This window comes from Azospirillum sp. TSO22-1, from assembly GCF_003116015.1.
GTDB lineage: Bacteria > Pseudomonadota > Alphaproteobacteria > Azospirillales > Azospirillaceae > Azospirillum.
In genome coordinates, this window is the sequence record NZ_LGQZ01000177.1 from 1 (window position 1) to 4,570 (window position 4,570).

The 4,570-nt window shown below is 70.2% G+C and carries 3 protein-coding genes; 1 reads left to right on the plus strand and 2 read right to left on the minus strand.

Going from position 1 to position 4,570, the window contains the following annotated elements; translation table 11 throughout:
- Positions 1-1,082: 5'-3' exonuclease H3TH domain-containing protein (locus TSO221_RS32465; RefSeq protein WP_282187860.1), on the minus strand; the 1,082-nt coding region annotated here is incomplete at its 3' end.
- 150 nt (positions 1,083-1,232) lie between these two features.
- Here TSO221_RS32465 and TSO221_RS32470 point away from each other — a divergent pair.
- Positions 1,233-2,690 (plus strand): diguanylate cyclase, encoded by a 1,458-nt coding sequence (locus TSO221_RS32470; protein WP_109122606.1) that lies wholly within the window; start codon positions 1,233-1,235, stop codon positions 2,688-2,690.
- Between the two features lie 152 nt (positions 2,691-2,842).
- On the opposite strand, the gene TSO221_RS32475 is transcribed toward TSO221_RS32470, so the two are convergent.
- Positions 2,843-4,570, minus strand: a 1,728-nt coding sequence (locus TSO221_RS32475) for a GGDEF and EAL domain-containing protein (RefSeq protein WP_109122607.1), incomplete at its 5' end; no start/stop codon positions are given.

Consider the following 4,570-nt stretch of genomic DNA (forward strand, 5'->3'; position numbering starts at 1 on the left):
GGCGGGTCCAAAGGACCCGCCTGCCGCGTCAGCGCAAGCGAAGCTTGCGCGAGAGCTGGCGCAGGGGAGGGTGCCGTTTCCCCCCTCCCCTGCGAAGCGGGGGAGGGGACGGGGGTGGGGGCACGTGTCCCGCCCGCATGCGCCCCGTCCGCCACCGTCCCGTCCCTGGCGATCTCGTTCTCCAGCCGCGTGACGATGCTGCGGAACCCCTGCGCCCGCAGGAAGGTCAGCAGCTTGCCGTGATCGGGTTCGCGGACCTTCAGCGCCTCGATGGGCTTCGGCACCGGCACGTTCTGGTCGAGCATCACCAGGCGCTTGGAGACGCGCGCCAGGTCGGCGTTGTCGATCAGCTTCTGGCGCCGCGCCGGCTGCTTGATCTCGCCGGCGCGCTCCAGCAGCGTCTCCAGGTCGCCGTACTCGGTGATCAGCTGGGCGGCGGTCTTGACGCCGATGCCCGGCACGCCCGGTACGTTGTCGACGCTGTCGCCGGCCAGCGCCTGCACGTCCACCACCTTGTCGGGCATCACGCCGAACTTCTCGAACACCTCGTCCGGCCCGATCATCCGGTTCTTCAGCGGGTCGAGCATGCGCACGCCCGGGCGCACCAGCTGCATCAGGTCCTTGTCGGAGGAGACGATGGTCACCTCGCGCCCGGCCTCGACGGCGAGGCGGGCGTAGGTGGCGATCAGGTCGTCGGCCTCGAACCCCTCCAGCTCCAGGCAGGGCAGGCAGAAGGCGTCGGTCGCCTCGCGGATCAGCGCGAACTGCGGCTTCAGCTCCTCCGGCGGTTCGGGACGCTGCGCCTTGTAGAGCGGGTAGATCTCGGAGCGGAAGGTCTCGCGCTTGGAATCGAACACCACCGCCACGGCCTGCGCGTGCAGGTCGGCCAGCAGCTTGGTCAGCATGTTGGCGAAGCCCATCACCGCGTTCACCGGCGTGCCGTCCGGCCGGGTGAGGATCGGGATGGCGTGGAAGGCGCGGAAGATGAACCCGGACCCGTCCACCAGATACAGCGGCTCCCCGGCGGGGGCGTCGGCAACGGGCGTCTCTGCGCCGGCGGTGACAGAGTTCTGGTCGGTCATGTGTCCCTCTCCCTTGGGCGGCTAACTTGGCGGATGGCGGCGGAAGAGTCGAGAGGGCGGCGGCTTGCGACCGAAGGGCGCACGGCACCGCCGTGTTCAAGCATCCGGAAACGGCGTATGATTGTTTCCTGATAGGCAGGAGTGCCGCGCATGGACCGGGCAACCGACGCCTCGCTGTCCCGCGCCCTTGCCGAGCTGTGGCGAGGCTCCGCCACGCTCGGGGCCAACGACGCGATCCAGCACGGACTGGAGCTGGCGGTCCGCCTGACCGGCAGCACCATCGGCTACTTCCACTTCGTCAACGACGACCAGGAAACGCTGGAGCTGGTCACCTGGTCGGCCTCGACCCGGGCGGTCTGCGCCGCGTGGACCGACCGCCACTACCCGGTGTCGAAGGCCGGCGTCTGGGTGGACTGCCTGCGCACCCGGGCGCCCGTGGTGCACAACGACTACGAGGCGCTGGAGCACAAGCGCGGCCTGCCGGAGGGACACGCCCGCCTCGTGCGGCACATGAACGTGCCGCTGGTGGAGGGGCGTTCGGTCCGCTTCATCCTCGGCGTCGGCAACAAGCCGGACGACTACGCGCAAGACGACGTGGCGGCGCTCGGCGCCTTCGCCGCCGACCTGTGGCTGCTGATCCAGCAGAAGCAGGAGGTGGCGGCGCTGCGCCACCGCGCCGGCTGGCTGGCGCGCATCCAGCGCATCACCCGCTCCACCGGCTTCGAGTGGGACATCGACGCCGACGCGCTGGGCGTCGACGGCAACGCCGGCGTGCTCACCGGCAGCCACAGCGCGGCGCCGCACACCATGGCGCACCTGCGCCATCTGGTGGTGGAGGCCGACCGCGGCACCTTCTCCGCCGCCCTCGACGAGGCGCGCCGGGCGCCCGGCCAGCTGGTCGGCGAGGTGGTGCGGATGGAGCGCCCGGACGGCCGCCGCTGGACCGCCCGCCTCATGCTGCGCGCTGACCCGCGCGAGCGCGGCAGCGGACTGATGCTGCGCGGCGTGCTGCAGGACATCTCCGAGGAGGTCAACGCCGAGGAGTACCGGCACAAGGCCTTCCACGACTACCTGACCGAGCTGGCCAACCGCGAGATGCTGGTGCACCGCCTGTCCGGCGCGGTGGCGCTGCTGCCGCAGCGCAGCGGCGGGCCCGGCGGCGGCCTGGCGCTGCACATGCTCGACCTCGACCGCTTCAAGCCGGTGAACGACACGCACGGCCACAGCATGGGCGACGCGGTGCTGAAGCAGGTGGCCAGGCGCCTGCAGGCGATCACCCGGCGCAGCGACGTGGTGGCGCGCGTCGGCGGCGACGAGTTCGCCATCCTGCAGCTCGACGTCTCCTCGCCCGAGGACGCGGCGACGCTGGCGGCGAAGATCATCGCCGCGCTGTCGGAGCCCTACGAGGTGGACGGTAGGGCGCTGACCATCGGGGTGAGCATCGGCATCGCGCTGGGCCGGGAAGGCGGCGGCAGCCCCGACCTGCTGCTGCGCGACGCTGACGAGGCGCTGTACCGCTGCAAGGCGGCGGGGGGCGGGCGGTACGCCTTCCATGGGGAAGCGCCAGTTCCCTCTCCCGCCCCGGGAGAGGGAGGGGCCCGCGCATAGCGCGGGAGGGTGAGGGTAAATCCAAGGATCCTTGCCGGTACCCTCACCCGGCCGCTGCGCGGCCACCCTCTCCCGGGGCTCTCGGCGGATCTTTGATCCGCCTGACGCCGTCAGCGCTGGCTACGCCAGCGCGAGAGGCGGGAGAGGGAGATTTACTCCTCCCCCATCGTCTCCCGCACGAACGTCTCGAACGCCTCGACCGCCAGCGGCCGGCTGATCAGGTAGCCCTGGATCTGGTGGCAGCGCTGCTGCTTCAGCATCTCGGCCTGCTCGTTGGTCTCCACGCCCTCGGCAATGGTCGCAAAGCCCAGGGAGTCCGCGAGGTTCACGATGGTGCCGACGATGGCCGGATCGGTGCTCGACTTCACGATGTCGCGCACGAAGCTGCGGTCGATCTTCAGCGTGTCGATGGGGAAGCGCTTCAGGTAGGCCAGCGACGAGTACCCCGTGCCGAAGTCGTCGATCGACAGCTTGACGCCGATGTCCTTCAGCCCGTTGAGGATCGCCACCGCCTTCTCGATGTCGCCGATCATCGCGCCTTCGGTCAGCTCCAGCTCCAGCCTTTCCGGCGGGATGCCCGCCGATTCGATGACCGAGCGCACGAAGCCGACCAGCCGGGCGTCCTGGAACTGCCGCGGCGACAGGTTCACCGACACCACGCCGACGTTCAGCCCCTGGCCGATCCACTCCGCCAGCGACTGCGCGGCGGAGTACAGCGTCCAGGCGCCGATCTCCCAGATCATGCCGGTGTCCTCGGCGAACGGGATGAACTCGGCCGGGGAGACGGTGCCGCGCGTCGGGTGCCGCCAGCGGATCAGCGCCTCGGCACCGACGATGCTGCGCTCCGCCAGATCGACCTTGGGCTGGTAGACCAGCTCGAACTCGCCGTGCGTGATGGCGCGGCGCAGGTCCGCCTCCATCCCTAAGTGGAAGCCGGTCTGCTCCCGCATGCCCTGGTCGTAGAAGGCGAAGGCGTGCTCCGGGTTGCGCTTGGCGTGGTACATGGCGAGGTCGGCGTTGCGCAGGAGCTGGTCCGCGGAATCGCCGTCGTCGGGGAAGAAGGCGATGCCGATGGCGCCGCCGCAGTAGATCTCCTGCCCGTGCACCAGGAACGGCTCGCTCATGGAGTACAGGATCTTCTCGGCCAGCCGGGCGCCGGCCGCGCGGTCGGCGGCGTCGGGCGCCACCACCAGGAACTCGTCGCCGCCCAGGCGGCCCACCGTGTCGGCGACGCGCGTGCAGTTGCGCAGCCGCCGCGCCACCAGCTTCAGCAGCTCGTCGCCGGCCTGATGGCCCAGCGTGTCGTTCACCTGCTTGAAGCGGTTGAGGTCGATGAAGGTGACCGCCACCTTGGTCTGCGCCCGCTGGGCGCGCGCGATGGCGTCCTCCAGCCGCTCGCAGACCAGCCAGCGGTTCGGCAGGTCGGTCAGGCGGTCGAAGCTCGCCTGATAGCGGATCTGGTGCTCCTGGTACTTGCGCTGGCTGATGTCGGCGATCGTCAGCACATAGTGCTCCAGCACGCCGTTCGGCGCCCGTACCGCGGTGACGGCGAGCGACGCCGCGAAGCTCTCGCCGTTGCGGCGGAAGCTGGTCACCTCGCCCTGCCAACGCCCGGTCTTGGCCGCGGTGTCCCAGATGCCGGCGATGAAGCTGCGCTCGTGGGCACCATGGTGGAACAGCGTCAGCGGCTGGCCGACCAGCTCCTCCATCTCGAAGGCGGTCATGGCGATGTAGGCGGGGTTCGCCGCCTGCACGAACAGTTCCGGACCGGCGATCAGGATGCCGTCGGCGACGCTGGCGAACACGGTGGCCAGCAGGCGGATCTTCTCCTCGTGCTGCTTGCGCTCGGTGATGTCCTGGACGGTGCCTTCGTAGAAGCG

Excerpts from the sequence above, each read along its gene's own strand:
- TSO221_RS32470 (WP_109122606.1), top strand. The coding sequence starts at position 1,233 with ATGGACCGGGCAACCGACGCCTCGCTGTCCCGCGCCCTTGCCGAGCTG.